This is a genomic window from Methanocalculus natronophilus (genome assembly GCF_038751955.1).
Taxonomy (GTDB): Archaea; Halobacteriota; Methanomicrobia; order Methanomicrobiales; family Methanocorpusculaceae; genus Methanocalculus; species Methanocalculus natronophilus.
Genome location: NZ_JBCEXH010000002.1, coordinates 200172 through 218981 on the forward strand (window position 1 = coordinate 200172; position 18810 = coordinate 218981).

The window sequence follows — 18810 nt, forward strand, 5'->3', positions numbered from 1 at the left end:
GCCGGATAGCTCGTTGCCCCCGACCCGGAAACAAAAGATGAAATGAAGAGAGAGGGTGAATTAACCCTCTCGGTACTCACAGAATTTGCATTTCGGGCACGGATAGACCGCCTCACCATCTGCCAGTTCAATTGCTTTCCTGCACTTCTTGCAGACATATCGTCCTGCACCGGGAATGTCACCACACTTTACTGTCATAGAATCCTGTTCGGAACTATACGAATATATAGGTTTCTAATAGGAAGGGCCATAACCTTCAGACACTTTCGCAAACGTGGGATGCAGATCATAGCAGGACCCGGGTATATCTGTCACGTGAAAGAAACGCAGATGAAGTAAATAGCTGCTGGACAGACCTGTCACCTAAATATATATAGTTACGATCAAAACAGTGATAATTCATGGGCAGAATCACGAGACTCCATATCGAGAATTTCAGGGCTATCGGAAACCTCGATTACAATCCCAGGCAGCTGAACATCATCTGCGGAAAGAACAATACAGGAAAGTCTGCCCTGCTGGATGCAATATTTCTCAATGGAACAGGAGAATACAGGACAGAGCGGTTTTTCCTCAATGATAATAAACAGAATCTCATAAACGTTAAAGAGGAAAAATCAATACTTTTCTCAAATTTAAATGATGTCACAATCTACCAGTCACTTGACGTGTGTAAGAGAGAAAACCAAAAAGTATATGATCGCATCAAAGATTTCATCATAGAATTTCATAGCAATCAAATTGAAGAATATGTAAACGAGAGCGAAGAGAATGATGACCTCCGGGAAGCATATATAGAGATGATTTTTGAATCTCTTGACTATACTATCATCATATCAAATATGAGTTACCAGATTTTGCCATACACTCTTGGCGACAGGAGAACAATACTCGAACAATTTCAACGCATTATAGGACAAACAACAGTTTCTAAGGACCAGAATCGAAGATTTACATTCAGACTCTCCAGAATTTTTTCACAGCCAACATTATACAAAACAAATCATTCATCAGAAACGGAGACTCAACCCCCGATAATCAAAATATCCCACAGGGAGAAGTTATCTCTTGAAAAAATGGAGGATGAAGAGATTCATCTCCTTGAGCAGTTCATCAAAGAACACAACCTCATCAGAAACCTTGAGCGGCTTACCCAGAATAATGTCCTGTACAGAAGAGCGGAAGAAATTGAGACAATACCAATATCTGCCCACGGTGACGGATTTATCTCGCTCCTCTCAATACTCCATTATATGCGCAAATCACAGGATGGAATCCTCTTAATCGAAGAGCCGGAGAACCATCTCCACCCTGAGTATCTCGCTATTCTTGTTGAAACGCTCTTTACCTATGCCCCCGGACTCAAAGTTCAGGTCTTCATGACAACCCACAGTTATGACCTCATCCGGACAGCACTGGATTACCCTGAGGATGATGCTGAAAAAGAACTTCTCCTTATCTCCAAGATGACAAGCGACGGCGAAAATATTGAAAAATATGATTATACTGTCGACGAGGGGCGCAGAGTAACCGAAGAACTGAAACTTGATCTTCGGGGCATCTGATTATGCAGGGAAAGACCGTGATCCTCTGCGAAGGAGTACATGACCTGATCTTCTTCTCCATCCTCTGTGAACAGAACGGGATTCAATATGATACGGTTTATCATAAAGAGCTCAGAGAATCGCGAGAGCGAACCCCGGAATCCAATAAAGTCCGTGATTTCCTCGGCAGACGGGGGAGAGGCATACAGGCTCTCATCAAAGACGAGGATGGCTGGCAGAACTGCATTGATAACTTTGTTATCCTCTATGAAGACATGAATCCGAGGTACAGGTTGTTTCTCTGCCTTGATGACGATCAGAAGACACGAACACGACTCAAAGATGCAACAAAGGCAAGGTTTCGAAAAGATATTCTCCTGAAGCAATCGGCATGCTCATTTCTGACCAAGGATGCGAATCGGCATCAGATATTTTTTATCCCCGGCTCACTGGAAAAGCAGATAAAGCAGATTACCGGAAAAAATCCAGATCTGAAAGGAGACGATGGAAGACGCCACATAACCGAATTCATCGACCAATGCCGGAGAGAGGAGAGTCCGTGGCTCCTTGAACTTGAGTCCCTCCTCTCCAGGTAGCCCTTCTCACCCTCTCCCAAGCTCCTTATGCGCCCGGGCAAGATGCTGTGCTGCAAGAGCTCCAAGCAGCGAGAGTTCCCCGGCAAGCACCCCGGCTGCCACGATCTCGGCAAACGCCTTTGCATGGCTCCCCGGTGGATCCCCTCCACCGGCGACTCCAAGCAGCGAAAGGCAGGCATTCTGGGTCGCAATCCCCGTCCCGCCACCGACAGTGCCAACCTGCACCGCCGGGAGCGTCACCGCCACATACACCCCGCCATCGACGGGATCAGCTGTTGTTATGCAGGATGACCCTTCCACCACATGGGCCGGATCCTGGCCGCAGGCAATATAGAGAGCAGCGATGATATTTGCCGCATGGGCATTGAACCCAAGCGCTCCGGCACGGGCAGATCCAACCAGGTTCTTCCGGCAGTTCACCTCGGCAAGAGATGCAGAATCACATTTGAAGACATCGCGGCAGAGATCATCTGCAAGAAACACACCAGCAGTAACCGTCTTGCCCCGCCCCTCCACCAGGTTGATTGCAGCAGGCTTCTTGTCTGCACACATGTTCCCGGATAAGGCAACAAGCCTGGCACCTGTCTTCTCTGCGATGAACTCCGCCGCCTTCTGCGAGGCGATCGTCACCATGTTCATCCCCATCGCATCTTTTGTATCGAACTCAAACCTGAGGAAGACACTTGTTCCGACGATATAGGGGACAAGGCCGATCAGCTCGCCATGCGAGGTCGTTGATTCCGCAATCTCCTGGATTACAAGCAGGTTATCCTCTGCAAACCGGGCGATATCATGGGCATGCGCAACCGAATCTGCCGCAAAGACAGGTGCCCTGGTCATCCCGTCACGGAGGATCCGAACCTCCGCACCCCCTGCCTTTGTAACCGCAGAGCAGCCCCGGTTCACCGATGCAACCAGCGCACCTTCGGTTGTGGCAAGCGGAATCCAGAACGAGCCCTGGGCAGACTCTCCCTTCACCGCAACCGGGCCTGCAACCCCGACCGGCACCTGGAGACAGCCGATCATATTCTCGCAGTTCCGTACGACCACCGAATCGATAGGAATAGTAAATGCACCAAGCACCGAGAGATCTGTTCCCGCCACCTCCTCGATATACTCCCGCCGTAGTTTCACGGCTTCTGCAGGAGGCAGCACCTTCTCAAGTGCATACAGCTTCAGCTTCCCTTCCCTGAGATCTGATCGGTAACTATCCATGATCAGACCTTGTCCCCGGGGGGCAATGTATCTTTGGCAAAGAGAGAGCTCGTGTCACGACATCCGTTCATTGGCAACACGCTTGACCTCAAGCGTAATCTCCCCTCCGGTTTTCCGGCTATGGTACTTATAGATCCTCTCCCAGCGCATCCGATCTTTTCTCTTTAACATGCGGAGCCACATATTCAGCGACCGATCCTTCTTGCTCCGCTTGCAGTCATAACAGACAGGCAGTTTTCTCCCTCTCTGGGAACCTGCCATGGATGAGCCTTGTGGATCTGCACCAGCTGCGACAACTGTCCTCCCGCAATAGGCGCATGTTGCATATGCCATAATCGTATCTCTGATCCCCAGGAGAGAAAAGCTTTCTCAGAGCAGGTGATAGAGTGTGCTCCGCTCGGCAAGCGGCCTTCCGATATCCTCTGCTATCCGCTGCATCACACGTGGATCAAGAAAGTCGGTTTCAACTGCTCCCGCACTCTTTGAGATCGACTCCTCATAGACTGTTCCGCCGAGATCGTTTGCACCCGAGAGGAGAAGGAGCTGGGCCATCTTCTGGCCAAGCTTCACCCAGGAAACCTGGATATTTTTGATATTGTCCAGGAAGAGCCGGGAGACCGCATGCATCAGGATATCCTCCCTGCCGGTTGCCCCAGCCCTCGCAACCCCCCTCCGGTATAGTGGCGTCTGCTGGTGAATAAACGAGAGTGGCACAAACTCGGAAAATCCCCCGGTATCATCCTGGATATCCCGGATGATGCTGAGATGGCAGGCCCGATCCGCGTCAGATTCGATATGGCCATACATGATCGTTGCTGTTGTAGGAATACCCATCCTATGGCATTCGGAGACGATTCGCACCCATTCTTCAGTTGGAATCTTGCCAGGGCAGATCTGATCCCGCACACTGTCGACCAGTACCTCAGCAGCAGTCCCGCAGAGCGTGGCAAGACCCGCTTCTCTCAGGCGTACAAGCACCTCTTTTGTACTGATGCCGCTCTTCTCTGCGGCATAGGCAACCTCCATCGGGTTTCCGGCATGAATATGGACACCCGGAGCCCCACGCCTGATCGCCTCGATGATCCCGGCATACCTGTTGGCATCATACCCGGGATGGAGACCGGAGACCGAACAGATCTCGGTTATCTGGTGCATCTCCTTTGCCTCATGAGCCTTCTGCTCAACCATGGCAAGCGAAAGCTCAAATGCCAGGGGATCATCCGGCCTCTTCGAAAACCCACAGAACCCGCATGCATTCACACAGATATTGGTTACATTGAGATTCTGGTTCCTGACAAAGGTGACGGTATCCCCGACAGCACGTTCACGCACCTCATCTGCCGCCTCTGCGATCCTGAGCACATCCCGTCCTGTTGCAGAAAGGAGAGTCACCGCATCCTGCCCGGTCATCCGTCCACCTTCAGTTACGTCACGGAGGATCACGGCTGCATCTTTTCCCATACACAGGTGTAGACGAACAGCAATAAGAAGTATCCGCACCACCAGAGTACAGGCATGATTGTGGCGTGGGCTGTCAGGGTCAGAAAACAGGATGGAGAAGCTGTACGGCAGGAGTGTAGTGCAGATGGAACCCTTGATCGCAGGCTCCGCCCGAGCATCGATGGAGACGACCTCCTCATCCCGGTCACCACCTCGCCTCCCGGAACCGAGCGCGCGCTCTTCCACGAGGTGCAGGCGCATTCACCGCTCCCACGGCACGAACAGGTTGGCGGTATTGCCATCATGCATGAGCAGGATCCAGCCGGTGCAGACGCGATCCTCGCCTCCCGTCCGAAAACCCATACCGTCCTCTTTTCAGATGGAGCAGTAGAAGGGGAGTTCCGGACAAAAACCTTCACGACACTTGCAGGCACGCCAACCACAAAGACGACCATCTCCGAACATGGCCGCAGGTTCAGAATCGATCTCAGGAATGCCTACTTCTCTGCCAGGCTTGCCACTGAACGGCAGCAGATACGATCAGCACTCTCTGCAGGAGAGATAATCTGCGATATGTTCTGCGGTGTCGGGCCGTTTCCAGTCACCCTTGCAGACCGGGCAGGATGGATTCTTGCATGCGACAAAAACCCGGGTGCAATACACCTCCTCAGGGAGAACCTCTCAGTCAACGGGATTCGAAACGTTCTCCCGATGCTTGGTGATGCAGCCCGTCTCGGAACACTCTTCCCGGCAGCATTTGACCGGGTGCTGATGAACCTCCCCTTCACCGCGGTAGAATTTCTGACCGTTGCCGATATGATATCAAAACCCCGCGGCACAATCCACCTCTACGCACTCCAGGAATGTGAAGGCGACTACCAGGAGAGAATTCAAGCAACAATACCAGGATGCCGCATAACCGAGCGGTTCCTCAGATCATACTCGGCCACCAGGTGGCATGCGGTCTATGATATCAGAAAAGGTTAGAGCGGGACGAACTTCGTCCCGTAATGAATAATACCGGATGGCCCGTCTTCCGCAATCACCCGGAAGACCGATCTGACCGGCATCCCGACATAGACCTCATCGGGATCACAGATCACCTGTGAGGTGAGGTGGCACCCCTCCTCCAGCTCGATGATGGCAAGCACATACGGTGTCATATTCGAGAACTGATCGCTTGCACTCCGGATAATGGAGAAGGTGAGCACCTTCCCCCTGCCGCAGCAGTGGTGATCACGAATCCTGCCGTCCCTGCGGCAGTCCGGGCAGAGGGAACGGGGCGGGAAGAAGACCCGGCTGCAGGTGTCGCATTTAGTCCCGATCAGGTTATACCGCTGGGGAATCTTCCTCCAGAATCGCGCTACAGTCATCCTTCAGACCCTCCCAAAGAGATGGCAGACCACGGTCGCACCGGATCCGCCGACATTCTGTGTCATCGCAATCTCCGCACCGTCAACCTGCCGCTTCCCGGCATCCCCACGGAGCTGGGTAACCGCTTCCCAGACCTGTTTGATACCGGTTGCACCAACCGGATGGCCGCAGGCTTTGAGACCGCCGGAGGTATTCACAGGCAGATCGCCCCCGATGGTGGTCTGTCCCTCCTCATAGAGTCGGCCTGCAGAACCCTTCTCCACAAACCCGAGATCCTCAATCGCACAGATCTCGGCAATGGTGAAACAGTCATGCACCTCAAGGAGATCAACATCCTTCCGTGCAATTCCGGCACGTTCGAATGCCCTGTTTCCTGCCGCAACACTTGCATCAAGGGTTGAGATATCCCGGCGATCATGAAGCGCAATCGTATCGCTTGCCTGCGAGCTTGCCAGCACCCGGATCGGAGTATCAGTAAACTCACGTGCACGCTCAAGCGGGGCGACAACCACCGCCGCACTCCCATCTGATACCGGAGAACAGTCAAAGAGACGGAGTGGATCTGCAACGGAAGTCGACCGGAGAACCGTATCCACTGTTATCTCGTTCTGGAACTGCGCAATAGGATTCATGGACCCATGGTGATGGTTCTTCACAGACACCATCGCAAGCTGCTCCCGGGTGAGCTTATAGCGGTGCATGTAATCTGTTGCAATCATCGCGTAGAGGCCGGGGAAGGTTGCACCTGCAAACCCTTCCCACTCCCGATCGGCAGCTGCTGCCAGGACATCGGTTGAGTCGCCTGCATCAGTCATCTTCTCAACCCCTGCTGCAACAACGATATCCTCCATACCGGATGCAACAGCCAGAACCGCCTGCCTGAAGGCGAGGCCGCCGGACGCACAGGCAGCCTCCACCCTTGTTGCCGGGATATTGCCTGCATGGGTGAGACCGGCATAATCTGCAATCAGTGCGCCGATATGCTCCTGCTCGACAAACCTGCCAGCACTCATATTACCAACATACAATGCATCAATTGATTCGCCTGCAACACCTGCATCCTCAAGTGCGAGTGTTCCTGCTTCGACGAAGAGATGGCGAAACGACGTGTCCCAGCGCTCTCCAAACTGTGTACATCCAACTCCGATTACTGCCACATCTCTCATTGTTGCACCACGATCTTGTTTTTGTGTCTGGCATACAGTGCATAATCCAGGTACCGGGGATTCTGCATCAGGTCCTGGACAGACGGTGCCTTCGAGCGATCCATTGCCGTTCTGATAGCATCAGTCACCCTGATCTCAAATGCATCGGATCCCGATCCTGAGCCATAACTGCAGACAAAAATCCGGTCACCCGGTTCTGCGATATCAAGCGTTGCCGCAAGGCCGACTGGTGAGGATCCCGAGTAAGTATTGCCAATCTCAGGCACCACAAGGCCTGGCTTAATCTGTTCACTGGTAAAGCCGAGCACCTGTGCGGCACGTCTTGGAAACTTTGCATTCGGCTGGTGGAATATCGCGTATGCATAGTCCGAGGCTTTTGTCCCCTCTTTTTCAAAGAAGAGACGGCTTGCGCCGAGGACATGCTTGAAATATCCCGGATCACCAGAGAACCGCCCGCCATGCCTTGGATAATCCTGGCCCTCACGCCGCCAGAAATCCGGTGTATCACTTGAGAATGAGTGCGTGGCGGTGATCTCGGCAATCGGATCATCGTCTCCGATCAGAAACGCTGCACCCCCTGCAGCAGCAGTATACTCAAGTGCGTCTCCAGGCGCTCCCTGGGCAATATCTGCCCCGATAGCCAGGGCGTAGGTGACCATCTTCGACCCAACAAGACCCATGCAGGTCTGGATGGCGGCGGTACCTGCCTTGCAGGCAAACTCGTAGTCTGCCGCCGTCATAACCGGGGTTGCCCCTATCGCCTCGCCGACGGTGACTGCAGTCGGCTTCACCGCATAGGGATGCGACTCGGAGCCGACATAGACAGCACCGATATCATCGGGATTGATCTTCCTCCGTGCCAGTGCATACCGCGCAGCCTCGACTGCAATAGTTGCGGTATTCTCATCAAGATCCGGCACTGACTTCTCAAAAACGCCAAGGCCGCCTGAGATCTCAGCCGGGTTGGCACCCCAGACCCGGGCAATCTCCTCGACTTTGACCCGGAACCGGGGAATGTATGCCCCGTAGGTGATTATTCCTACCATTCCTGTTTCCTCAGTGTTTCTATTATGTCCTGAACAGGCTCTTCTGTTGAGAAGACGCTGATCCGATCACGTTCGGCGAGCTTTTTCACCAGGGGATGAACCAGCTCATGGTTAATTCCCTGGAGGATGACGCAGGGTGGCTTGAACGGCGTGACACGGATCGCAACCATCGGGGACTTCCCGCTTGAGACATCCGTAAAGATCAGTACCCGCTCAGTACTCCACCCATAAATCCGGTTAAACTCGTTTGGAGAGAGTGTCAGGATAGCGTTGACACTGTTTACAATCGTATACCCGACAACACTGTGATCCCCGTTGCCGCAGATGAGATGGCAGTTCAGCTGGTCTGCCAGGTCACTGACCGGTACAGCATCAGAAAAGTCATGAAGATCATAAATGACGTCATCGTCAAGATTGGTGAAGAGCATCTTTGCATACTTGTCAATGAACACTCCTCCGTTTGCTTCGTCAATCGAAAACAGGCTGTCCACAATCTTCCCGACAACTGCCGTTCCAGGGCTCTTACGCCTCCCGCTCTCGTAGTCGCTGATCACAGACGGTGAAAAGCCCAAATGGTCGGCTAACGTGCCCGGTGAGATCTTAAAACTCGTCCGCCACTTCTTCAGCGCCTTGCCGGGCATATCAGAGAGGGTGATCTCTCCGGCAATCTTTTCGGCAAGCTGCTGACGATGTCCAGGTTTCACCTGTACTGCTATGGTTCCGTGACTGATATAACTAACGAAACAACCTTCGACATTTCACGAAGTCTGCACAGCACCACAACAGCCAGTCAACCTTCATTTATTTGTTGAATTCATATTATAAACAACCCCCGGCCCTCTATTACTGGCAAACGATGGTTGCAAACAGCCGTGGCAGGAGACAAAACCCAAAACAGTTATCTTATCACATGCCCGATACCTCACATAATCTGCTTATGACAGAACTCCTCCGCTTCTCTGCCCATGGGAAGAAGTATGCCATCCCCCTGCACCTGATCAGATCCACTATCAGAATGGTTTCAGTTACAAAAGAGCCAGGAAACGGTGATACGGGCAGAGGAACAGTTATTTTCCACGGAGAGACGATCCCTGTAGCCTCGATCACCGATGATCAGGGCAGGACATCCCCGGTCAAGACAACAGATTACCTCATCATCACCCCGGGAGGCGATGATGCACTCGCCCTGCGTGTCGAGCAGATCGAGGGTGTCATTGAAGATACCGGGACGATGCCTCCTTTCCTGAACGGAAACAGCCTGTCAGAAGATGGACGGATCATCATTGATGATCCCTCTACACTCCCCCTTTCATGGGAGAATCCACAACCAGCAGATGAAGAGACTGTATCCGTTCTTTTCCGGAGGGCAGAGGAGATCGCATCACCCGAAGAACCAAGGGATCCCGGCATCTATCCAGGAATCCTCAGGTTTTCACTTGGGTATGAGGAGTATGCAGTTGAGATGCAGTATGTCCGGGAGGTGATCCTGACCGGGGAGATCACACCTGTTCCCGGCATTCCGGAATTTATCGTCGGGATATCTGTTGTGAGGGGAAGAATCGTCTCACTGGTTGATCTGAGAAGATTCTTCCAGCTGCCCGAGGTCGGGCTGACTGATCTGAACCGGGTCATCATCCTCTCTGACCAGAAGATGACCTTCGGCCTGCTGGCTGATCGAATCCTTGGAACAACCGATCTCAAAAAAGAACCAGGGGAAGCAAAAAGATCAACCAGCATCCCTGAAAAGTATCTCGTTGGCATCAAAGGAGATCTCATCGTCCTGAATGGAAAAGCCCTCCTCACCGATGAGGCGATGCTGGTAAACGAGCAGGAGCAGAGAGCAGACATGAAACAGGATAGTAAGCCGGAGGAGTATCCTCCGGGAGGCACACCATGGTAAAGAACTTCTCAGACATGAAGGTAGGAACAAAGATTCTCGTCATATGCCTTCTCCTTGCAATCATACCGACATCACTTGTCGGTTACGTCTCCTATTCAAGTTCAACAGGAGTCATCACCCAGCAGATCGAGACACTCCTCCAGACCCAGGGGACTGACATGAAGGGGTGGACAAACGATGTCTATACCCTGACCCGAACAAAAGTGGACAGCGACTTAAACGTCCTCAGGCAGCAGTTTTACCAGCATGGAAGCCCCGAGATCATCGGGGGGCAGATGACCCTGGTCGGGCCTGATGGCGAGCGGTACGTCGTCAATGACAACTTTGAGATCGTCGATCAGGTGCAGGAGCTTGTCGGGGGTGCTGCAACGATCTTCCAGGTCTATGACGACCATGCCATACGCATTGCGACAAATGTCATCAGCGAGGATGGAGAACGGGCAGTTGGAACACGGCTGACGCAGGATGTCTATGAATACTCGGTTGTCGGAGGCAGAACCTATTATGGATCCCGGGATCTCTTCGGCATCCAGTATGTGACTGCATATGAGCCTATCAAAAACCAGGCGGGAGACGTGATAGGGATCCTCTTTGTTGGAACTGAAGAGGCACAGACACTGGATGTTGTCAAGAACAGTATCAGGCAGACTGTCATCGGCGATAATGGATTCATGTTTGTGGTCGACAGTACAGGCGAGTATATCGTCCACCCGACACTCGAAGGGGGCAATATTGCCGATGATGAGATCTTCTCAGTTGTGAAAGAAGAGCGGCAGGGGGTTCTCTATCACCGGGAAGATGGTATCGACCTTGTTGATGTCTATACCTACTTTGAGCCTCTTGACTGGTACATCATATCAAGAGCCCATCTTGCCGACTTCACCGGGCCAATCAACACCATCAGAGATACGATCGTCGTCGTCATCTTAGCTGCAATTCTGGTCGGTGCAACCGTGTCCATCCTCTTTGGGAGATCAATTGCCGATCCGCTCCAGCAGGTCGTGCAGATGATCCGCGAACTCAGAAACGGCCACCTCTCTGTCAGGCTGAATATCAGGCGGAAAGACGAGATCGGGGTGATGGCACAGACCATGGACGAATTTGCCGAGGATCTCCAGACAAATATCGTCGGCAACATCAAGCGTATCGCAAATGGAGAGTATGTCGAGGAGCTCACCATCCAGGATGAGAGAGACGAGATCCGGCCTGCAATCCAGATGATGATGGAGTCGCTTGATCACCTCCACAAAGAGACCCTGAAAATGACTGATGCCGCATGGGCAGGTGATCTGAAGATTCGTGGCGATGAGAAGGCATTCAGGGGAAGTTACCGGAGAATTATTGCCGGATTCAATAAGACACTGGAGCGGATCACCGAACCGGTGAACGAGGCGATGCGCCTTGCCGGGTACTATGCTGCAGGAGACTTCACTGCCCGCTTTGATCCGGATATTCCTGTTGCAGGCGAGTTCATCGCATACCGTGACGCACTCAACACCATCGGTATCGAACTCTCAAGGCTGATGAAGCTGATCACCGAGGAACTGTATGAAGGAATCTCGGTTCTCTCATCCGCATCAAGCGAGATCATCGCCGTCACCTCCTACCTCTCATCTGAAAGTTCACAGACAGTCAGGATCGTCGATGAGACAACCGATTCTGTCGAAGGGGTGCGTATCCAGACAGAACGTGCGAACCAGAAGACACGGGCAGTCACTGAGAAGGCGATGAAAGCAAGTTTCGTCAGCAAGGACGGGCAGCGATCGATCCAGGACATCCTGGATGCCATGAACCAGATACGGCGCCAGATGGATGTTATCGGGACAAACGTCGTCAAGCTCTCTGAGCAGAGCAATGCAGTCGGTGAGATCATCGCAACAGTTACCGACATCTCCGAGCAGTCAAACCTCCTTGCCGTCAATGCCTCGATTGAAGCTGCAAAAGCCGGAGAGTTTGGGAAAGGGTTTGCTGTTGTCGCCCATGAAATCCATGACCTCGCCGAGCAGTCGAAACAGGCGACCGCACATATCAGGACTATTCTGACAGACATCCAGCGGGACGTCTCAGGAACAGTCATATCAGTAGACCGGGGATCGGCGTCGGTCGAATCCACTGTCGGGCTCACGGCACAGGCACAGGAGGCAATTGAGGTCCTGGCAACAGCAATTGCAGATTCATCAAAAGAAGCATACGAGATTGCAGACTCAATCTCTGAACAGGCATCCGGGATGGACCGGATCTCCCATGCGATGGAGAAGATCCAGGAAGCTGCCAGAAAGAACCTGGAGAACACCCAGAAGGCAGAGAAGACTGCAGAAGCGCTGCATGAGCTTGGTATACGCCTGAAGAAGATCACCGAACAGTATCACGTCTGATATGCCGGGAAAAGAGGAAGATATACAGGATCCTCTCCTCGCCACCTTTCAGGATGAGGCAGAAGAGCTCCTTGCTGCGATATCAGGGGACCTGCATGCCCTTGAAGCAGGAGGCGGGGATATTGATCCGGATATTTCTGAGTCCATCTACCGGAGGACACACAGCCTGAAAGGTGCGGCAAGGGCGATCTCGCTCCGTGAGATCGAATCGATCTGCCAGCATCTCGAGACCGCACTTGCCGGTGTCAGGAACAGAACCGTGATCCCGGATCAGGAGACATATAAGATCTTTCACACGGCAGTCGATATCATCAGAACCCTCGTCTCGGGGGAGAAGGCATCACTATCAGGTATCATCCGTGAACTTCGATCAATTGGGCGCGGGAGAGCCGAGAGCGCCAAAAAGCCGGATGATACATACCAGCAGCGAAACGGCGTTCCACGGGTTCGGGAGAGCGACACCATCAGGATCGCCACAAAAAGCCTTGAGCGGCTCATCGGAGGATCAGACGAACTCCTGACTGCACGCCTCTCACTTGCCCACCGGATGCGGGAGCTGGATATGATGACCATCCGGTTTTCGAAATGGCAATGGGCACTTGTACAGATCACAACTGACCAGCGCCAGCTCGAGGACCTTCTGGCATCCGAGCGGGATATGACCGATCGTGACCTGTTTGCACTGGACAGCATCCTGAATTTTTTAAAGAAAAACAGGGAATTCGTCGAGACGTTCCGCTTCGAACTCGCAAACCAGATGCAGTCGAATGCCCGTGATCGGACAGTCCTTGATTCAAGCACAAAAGCACTCACCGACACCATTCATGACGCCGTCCTCATCCCCTTCTCCCATATTCTCGCCCCATTCCAGATGTTCATCCGTGACGTCTCCGGATCCTCAGGCAAACAGGTGGAGTTTGTCGTTGAGGGAGGCGAGATTGAGATAGACAGGAGGGTTCTGGAGGTCGTAAAAGATCCACTCCTGCATATGATCCGAAACGCAATCGATCATGGGATTGAACTTCCGGCGGTCCGGCTACGCCGGGGAAAGAATCCACGGGGCAGGATCCATGTCAGGGTGGTGCCGCTTGCCGGAAGCAGGCTTGGCATTGACGTGACAGATGACGGGAACGGAATTAATCCGGATGCAATACGGGATGTGGCAGTCTCAAAAGAGTTTATTTCCCCGGAGGAGGCTCGGAAACTCTCAGAGAACGAACTTGTACAACTCAGCCTCAGATCCGGACTCTCGACCACAGGAAGTGTAACAAAGCTTTCAGGGCGGGGTCTTGGACTTGCGATTGTTGAGGATGCAGCAACCAGCCTTGGAGGGACAGTCTCCGTCACCTCGATTTCGGGAGAGAAGACCTGTGTCCGGATGTCTGTTCCGGTCCGTCTCTCAAACTTCCGGGGTGTTGTCGTCCGGTCGGGAAGACAGACCTATGCGATCCCGATGCAGCAGGTCAGATCCGTCATCAGGACAGAGGCAGGGGCAGACGAGATTATGGCTGGCGAGGAGATGATCAGGCTTATCCCGCTTGACCATGCGCTTGGAAGCGGGGGTTCAGCTCATGTACCTGATGATAAGAGGCTTGTTCCGGTTGTCATTCTGGCATCAGGTGCAGGAAGGCTTGGGGTTATTGTCGACGAGATCATCTCTGTCCAGGAGATTGTTGTCCGGCCCCTTGGAAGCCAGCTCAGGTATGTCAGGCGGATCGCCGGTGCCGGGATCCTTGATGACGGAACTGTTGCCCTCGTCATCGATCCGCTTGATCTGATCTCTTCCTCCCGCCACCAGGTCATCTCTGATGAGATCAGATCTCTTCCGATGTCGGGCAGTATTCTTGTTGTTGAAGACTCAGTCACAACCCGCCAGTATCTCAGAGGCTTACTTGAAGAGGAGGGCTATACCGTCACAACTGCAATTGATGGTGCTGAAGCTCTCCAAAAGCTTAAACAGAAGGAGATTGATATTGTCATATCCGATGTTGATATGCCACGAATCAATGGCTTCGCACTCACAGAAGCAATTAAAAAAGACGATATGCTCAGGCACCTCCCGGTGGTGCTCTTGACCTCGCTTGATGCCCCGGGCGACCAGGAGTACGGCATCCACCTCGGTGCTGCTGCATATATTATCAAGAGTTCATTTGACAGGGATGCGTTCCTCAGGGTTATCCGGGAGGTGGGAGAGGTTGGCACCTGATGAAACGCCGCCCCACCTTCTTGTTGTCGAGGACAGCCCGACACAGGCAGAATATATCAGGAGAATCCTGAGTAACGAAGGTTTTTCTGTCTCTGTTGCATCTGAAGGGAGAGCGGCTCTCAGGCAGATGACAGAACAGCACTTCGATCTCGTGATCAGCGATATCATCATGCCCGGACTGGACGGGTATGAACTCTGCAGGATGATCAGGGAGAAGAGCACAATTCCTGTCATTCTTGTGACACAGCTCTATGATCCCGAGGATATCCTCCGCGGCCTGGCAAGCGGGGCAGACGGTTTCATCATCAAGCCCTTTGATCCGCTCTCGCTCATTGATACCGTCTGTGATATGCTTGACTGGTTTGAGGAGAAGCGGGTCATACAGGAGGGAGACCGGCTCATCGCACATGTCGGGGGCTACTCCTATACGATTGCCGCAGAAAAAGAGACGATCCTCTCAATACTCCTCTCAACCTATGCAACTGCCGTCAACAAAAATATCGAGCTCCAGGAGACACAGGACGAACTCTATGCCGTCAATGAGCAGCTCCAGGAGTATGTCGAGGAGCTCCGCCAGACAAATGACGAACTCCAGAGCGAGATGCTTGAGCGGAGGCGGATGGAGAAGGCAGTCGGTGATGCGCACAGAAAACTCCACCTGATGACAGATATTACAAGAAACGATATCAGAAACCAGCTCTCTGTTATCGAGGGATATCTCCAGCTGGCGACACCGGAATCCGGTACGGTAACAATTGATGAGGCAATGGGGAAAATTCGTGAGTCCGGGAGGCGAATCGGGCGAATCATTGAGTTCACCCGTGACTTCCAGAATATCGGATCGGTTGATCCCTCATGGCAGGAACTGCGATCTGTTGTTGATGCTGCCCGGATGCTGCTTGACAGAAAAGGGGTTGACATTGAGATCGATCTCCCCGAGATTGAGATCAGATCAGATCCCCTCCTCGAACGGGTATTTGGAGTGGTTTTTGACAATGCTGTTCTGCACGGGGAGACAATCACAAAAATTATGGTCTCAGCCAGGCCGGATGGAACAAACCTCGTCATATCCATAGCAGATGATGGAATAGGAATACCACAACAGGTGAAAGGACAGGTATTTGAGCAGGGGTATGGGAAAAATACCGGGCTCGGACTCTTTCTGGCATCAGAAATACTTGCCACATCGGGCTTCTCCATTCACGAGTGCGGGATGCCAGGTCAGGGAGCACTTTTTGAGATACAGGTACCTGAAGGGCATTTCAGGTTTCTGTAAGGCAGAAGAGTGAGGGATTCATGAAGACGTCGAAGCTTATCCTTGTCGTTGAAGACAGCACCACCCAGGCAGAATATCTCCGCAGGATTCTGGAGGGTGAAGGGTACCGGGTGGATACCGTTTCTGATGGAGATTCCGCACTTGCCCGCATCAGTCTGGAGACGCCGGATCTGGTACTGAGCGACATTGTGATGCCGGGAATGAGCGGATTTGAACTCTGTGAGAAGATAAAAGCTACATTTGATATCCCTGTCTTCCTCGTCACCCAGCTCTATGATCCCGAGGACGTCGTTCACGGTGTTGCATCGGGTGCAGATAACTTCATTATCAAACCTTTTGATCCGGACTTTATCCTCGATCGTATCCGGGAATTTTTTCAGACTGCAGGCACGCCAGAGGAGACAGGCGACCTCTCGATTACAATCTCAGAGAGGAGATACAAAATTGATGCTGATCGCGAGACGATCCTCCAAATCCTCCTCTCAACCTATGCGCTTGCCGTCCGGAAGAATACAGACCTTCAGGAGGCCCGGGACGAACTCTTTGCCTTAAATGAACAGCTCCAGCAGAAGAATGACGATCTCAAAACCGAGATTCATGAGCGTGAGAGGGTTGAGAGGGCGCTCTCAGAAGCTCATAAAAAACTCTCGCTTGTGACCAGCATCACCAGGCATGGACTGCTCAACCAGCTTGAGTCGATAGATGAGTCACTTGAGTATGCTGAAAGGGTGCTCAGGGACGATGCCAAAAACGCCCGTGAGATCCTGCATACCTCACGAACGAGCCTTAAACGGGCAATCCAGACGACCCGTTTCACCCAGGAGTACCAGAAGATCGGCGAGAGCGCACCCGTATGGGAAAACCTGGCTGGGTGCGTTCCGGGAGCAGGCGACTACCCGCTCCAAAGAGAGGTGGATGTACCAGGTGATGTCAGGATCTATCTCGATCCCTCGGGCAGGGATGCGATCAGGGCAGTCTTTGCCGATGCTGTCCGCAGGAACGCAGAAGAGGTGACAGTCAGGTTTGTTGAGATGAAAGGTGGAGCGACCATTATCATTGAGGATGATGGGATCGGGATTCCCAAACCTTCAAAAGAGGCGCTCTTCTCCTATGAACAGAGTCCTGCACGTGGATTTTCACTCTTCCTCGCCCGAGAGGCACTCGCAATTACCGGAATTGGGCTGAACGAAACCGGTGATCCACGCCAGGGAGCGCGGTTTGAGATACAGTGTCCTGATGAGGTGATTCGGAGGAGCACCAGGTGATCCATGTCAGGGATGCCAGCACCCAGCCACCCGCTCCTCGCAGATCCAGTCCAGCAGCGCAGGATCAGCATCGTCCTTGCCTCAACACTGCTGGCTCTTGGGATCAATATCACGGGGTTATGGTATGGGATCACCACAGTACTCCCCCATCTCCTCTATTTCCCAATCCTCATCGCAGGATACTGGTATCCACGCCGTGGCCCGGCATGTGCCCTCTTCATCGCCGCTGTCTACTGTAGCTCTGCCCTGCTGATCATACCCCAGGATCTCATGATGACAGCCTCGATCATTGTTCGGGGAACAGTTCTTGTCATTATCGGGGTAATCGTCTCACTTTTAGCAGTCCGGCTCAGACGATCTGAGAGGCAGCTCCACGATCTCATCGAGTTTTTGCCGGACGCAACCTTTGCAATTGACCGGGATGGAACTGTCATCGCCTGGAACCGTGCAATCGAGGAACTGACAGGAATTCCAAAGAAGAAGATGATTGGGAGAGCCGAGTACTCATATGCCGTGCCCCTGTATGGTGAGGCTGTACCGATCCTGACCGACTTTATCCTGCAGGAGACTGACGAACTCGATGAACGCTACCACTCCATTACAAGAACCGGCACGGTGATTGAGGCCGAGGTCATTGCACCCTGCCTGAGAGGGGGGAAGGGAGCTCACCTGAAGATTGCCGCAACACCGCTCTTTGATTCCGGAAAAGAGATCATCGGGGCTGTGGAATCTATCAGGGACATCACAGCCGAGGTGATTACACGATCAGCTCTTGAGAACTCAAACCGGCAGCTGAATGCACTGAGTGGTATCATCCGCCACGGCCTTGCAGAACGGCTTGATGAACTCTACCACCATCTCACCATCGGGAGCATGCAGTTCGATGATCCCGCTGTCCTTGCCTTCGTTGAGAAGATCGAAACAGCAGCAGACAGCATCCGGCGGCAACTCGCAATCTCAAGGGACTTCCGGGAGATTGGATCAAAACCGCCGCTCTGGCTGCCGGTTCAGGATAGAATCACCGGTGCGGCAGACCGCCTCGATACGGGGGGGATGAACGTCTGTTCCTGGACCGAACGTCTCGTTGTCTTTGCTGATCCGCATTTTTCAACTGCAGTTTCACATCTTATTGAAAATGCCCATGCTGCCGGGGCAGCAGCCCTCCTCGTCACCTACCGTGTACGGGATGACGGATGCGAGATCATCTTCGAGGATAACGGACCTGGAATACCTGGTGAAGAGAAAGAGAAGCTCTTTTCCGAGGGTATAGAACGTCCAGGACATGGCCTCTTCCTGGCGCGGGAGATCCTGGCAATAACAGGGATCACTATCCATGAAGAGGGAATATCTGGCCTTGGAGCACGGTTTGTGCTGCATGTACCGCCTGAAGGCTATACCATTACCTGA

At 52.8% G+C, this 18810-nt stretch carries 17 protein-coding genes; 9 read left to right on the forward strand and 8 right to left on the reverse strand.

Translation table 11 applies throughout. The features are described 5' to 3' along the window. Nucleotides 1–60: 60 nt before the first annotated feature. Nucleotides 61–198: a zinc ribbon-containing protein gene (locus ABCO64_RS03175; protein ID WP_253456072.1), complete on the reverse strand. Its 138-nt coding sequence runs from the start codon at nt 196–198 to the stop codon at nt 61–63. 203 nt (nt 199–401) lie between these two features. On the opposite strand from ABCO64_RS03175, the gene ABCO64_RS03180 reads away from it, so the two are divergent. After that, the gene (locus ABCO64_RS03180) at nt 402–1565 is read left to right on the forward strand and encodes an AAA family ATPase (protein ID WP_253456074.1); all 1164 of its coding nucleotides are present in this window, start codon (nt 402–404) and stop codon (nt 1563–1565) included. 2 nt (nt 1566–1567) lie between these two features. Then, nucleotides 1568–2140, forward strand: a complete 573-nt coding sequence (locus tag ABCO64_RS03185) for a hypothetical protein (RefSeq protein ID WP_253456077.1) — start codon at nt 1568–1570, stop codon at nt 2138–2140. A gap of 6 nt (nt 2141–2146) precedes the next feature. On the opposite strand, the gene hmgA is transcribed toward ABCO64_RS03185, so the two are convergent. From hmgA to cofH, 3 genes are read right to left on the reverse strand one after another with little or no spacing between them, the layout of a single operon-like run. Next, nucleotides 2147–3355 (reverse strand): hydroxymethylglutaryl-CoA reductase (NADPH), encoded by a 1209-nt coding sequence (gene hmgA / locus ABCO64_RS03190; protein WP_253456080.1) that lies wholly within the window; start codon nt 3353–3355, stop codon nt 2147–2149. Between the two features lie 54 nt (nt 3356–3409). After that, a complete protein-coding gene (locus ABCO64_RS03195) occupies nt 3410–3688 on the reverse strand; it encodes a hypothetical protein (RefSeq protein ID WP_253456083.1) in 279 nt (92 codons plus the stop codon). 36 nt (nt 3689–3724) lie between these two features. Next, nucleotides 3725–4816, reverse strand: coding sequence for a 5-amino-6-(D-ribitylamino)uracil--L-tyrosine 4-hydroxyphenyl transferase CofH (gene cofH, locus ABCO64_RS03200; RefSeq protein WP_253456086.1), 1092 nt, complete (start codon nt 4814–4816; stop codon nt 3725–3727). Between the two features lie 54 nt (nt 4817–4870). Between cofH and ABCO64_RS03205 the strand changes: the two genes are divergently transcribed. Next, a complete protein-coding gene (locus tag ABCO64_RS03205) occupies nt 4871–5782 on the forward strand; it encodes a class I SAM-dependent methyltransferase (protein WP_253456089.1) in 912 nt (303 codons plus the stop codon). Here ABCO64_RS03205 and ABCO64_RS03210 read toward each other — a convergent pair. From ABCO64_RS03210 to ABCO64_RS03225, 4 genes are read right to left on the reverse strand one after another with little or no spacing between them, the layout of a single operon-like run. Further along, entirely contained in the window at nt 5779–6168 is a 390-nt protein-coding gene (locus tag ABCO64_RS03210; RefSeq protein WP_253456092.1) for a Zn-ribbon domain-containing OB-fold protein, read from the reverse strand. The two genes, ABCO64_RS03205 and ABCO64_RS03210, sit on opposite strands and share 4 nt — an antisense overlap. A 3-nt stretch (nt 6169–6171) precedes the next feature. Then, nucleotides 6172–7335, reverse strand: coding sequence for an acetyl-CoA acetyltransferase (locus tag ABCO64_RS03215; protein ID WP_253456095.1), 1164 nt, complete (start codon nt 7333–7335; stop codon nt 6172–6174). Further along, nucleotides 7332–8381 (reverse strand): hydroxymethylglutaryl-CoA synthase, encoded by a 1050-nt coding sequence (locus ABCO64_RS03220; protein ID WP_253456098.1) that lies wholly within the window; start codon nt 8379–8381, stop codon nt 7332–7334. Before ABCO64_RS03220 ends, ABCO64_RS03215 begins: the two co-directional genes overlap by 4 nt. Further along, a complete protein-coding gene (locus ABCO64_RS03225; protein ID WP_253456101.1) occupies nt 8375–9085 on the reverse strand; it encodes a helix-turn-helix domain-containing protein in 711 nt (236 codons plus the stop codon). Before ABCO64_RS03225 ends, ABCO64_RS03220 begins: the two co-directional genes overlap by 7 nt. 206 nt (nt 9086–9291) lie before the next feature. Between ABCO64_RS03225 and ABCO64_RS03230 the strand changes: the two genes are divergently transcribed. From ABCO64_RS03230 to ABCO64_RS03255, 6 genes are read left to right on the forward strand one after another with little or no spacing between them, the layout of a single operon-like run. Continuing rightward, nucleotides 9292–10281: a chemotaxis protein CheW gene (locus ABCO64_RS03230; protein ID WP_253456105.1), complete on the forward strand. Its 990-nt coding sequence runs from the start codon at nt 9292–9294 to the stop codon at nt 10279–10281. Then, complete coding sequence (locus ABCO64_RS03235) at nt 10275–12656, forward strand: methyl-accepting chemotaxis protein (RefSeq protein ID WP_253456108.1); 2382 nt, start codon at nt 10275–10277, stop codon at nt 12654–12656. Before ABCO64_RS03230 ends, ABCO64_RS03235 begins: the two co-directional genes overlap by 7 nt. A 1-nt stretch (nt 12657) precedes the next feature. Next, nucleotides 12658–14862, forward strand: a complete 2205-nt coding sequence (locus ABCO64_RS03240) for a hybrid sensor histidine kinase/response regulator (protein WP_253456111.1) — start codon at nt 12658–12660, stop codon at nt 14860–14862. Then, on the forward strand, nt 14852–16138 hold the full coding sequence (locus tag ABCO64_RS03245; protein ID WP_253456114.1) for an ATP-binding response regulator: 1287 nt from the start codon (nt 14852–14854) through the stop codon (nt 16136–16138). The genes ABCO64_RS03240 and ABCO64_RS03245 overlap by 11 nt, the downstream gene beginning before the upstream one ends. A gap of 20 nt (nt 16139–16158) precedes the next feature. Beyond that, nucleotides 16159–17403, forward strand: a complete 1245-nt coding sequence (locus tag ABCO64_RS03250; RefSeq protein WP_253456118.1) for a response regulator — start codon at nt 16159–16161, stop codon at nt 17401–17403. A 3-nt stretch (nt 17404–17406) separates the two neighbouring features. Continuing rightward, on the forward strand, nt 17407–18810 hold the full coding sequence (locus tag ABCO64_RS03255) for a PAS domain-containing protein (protein WP_253456121.1): 1404 nt from the start codon (nt 17407–17409) through the stop codon (nt 18808–18810).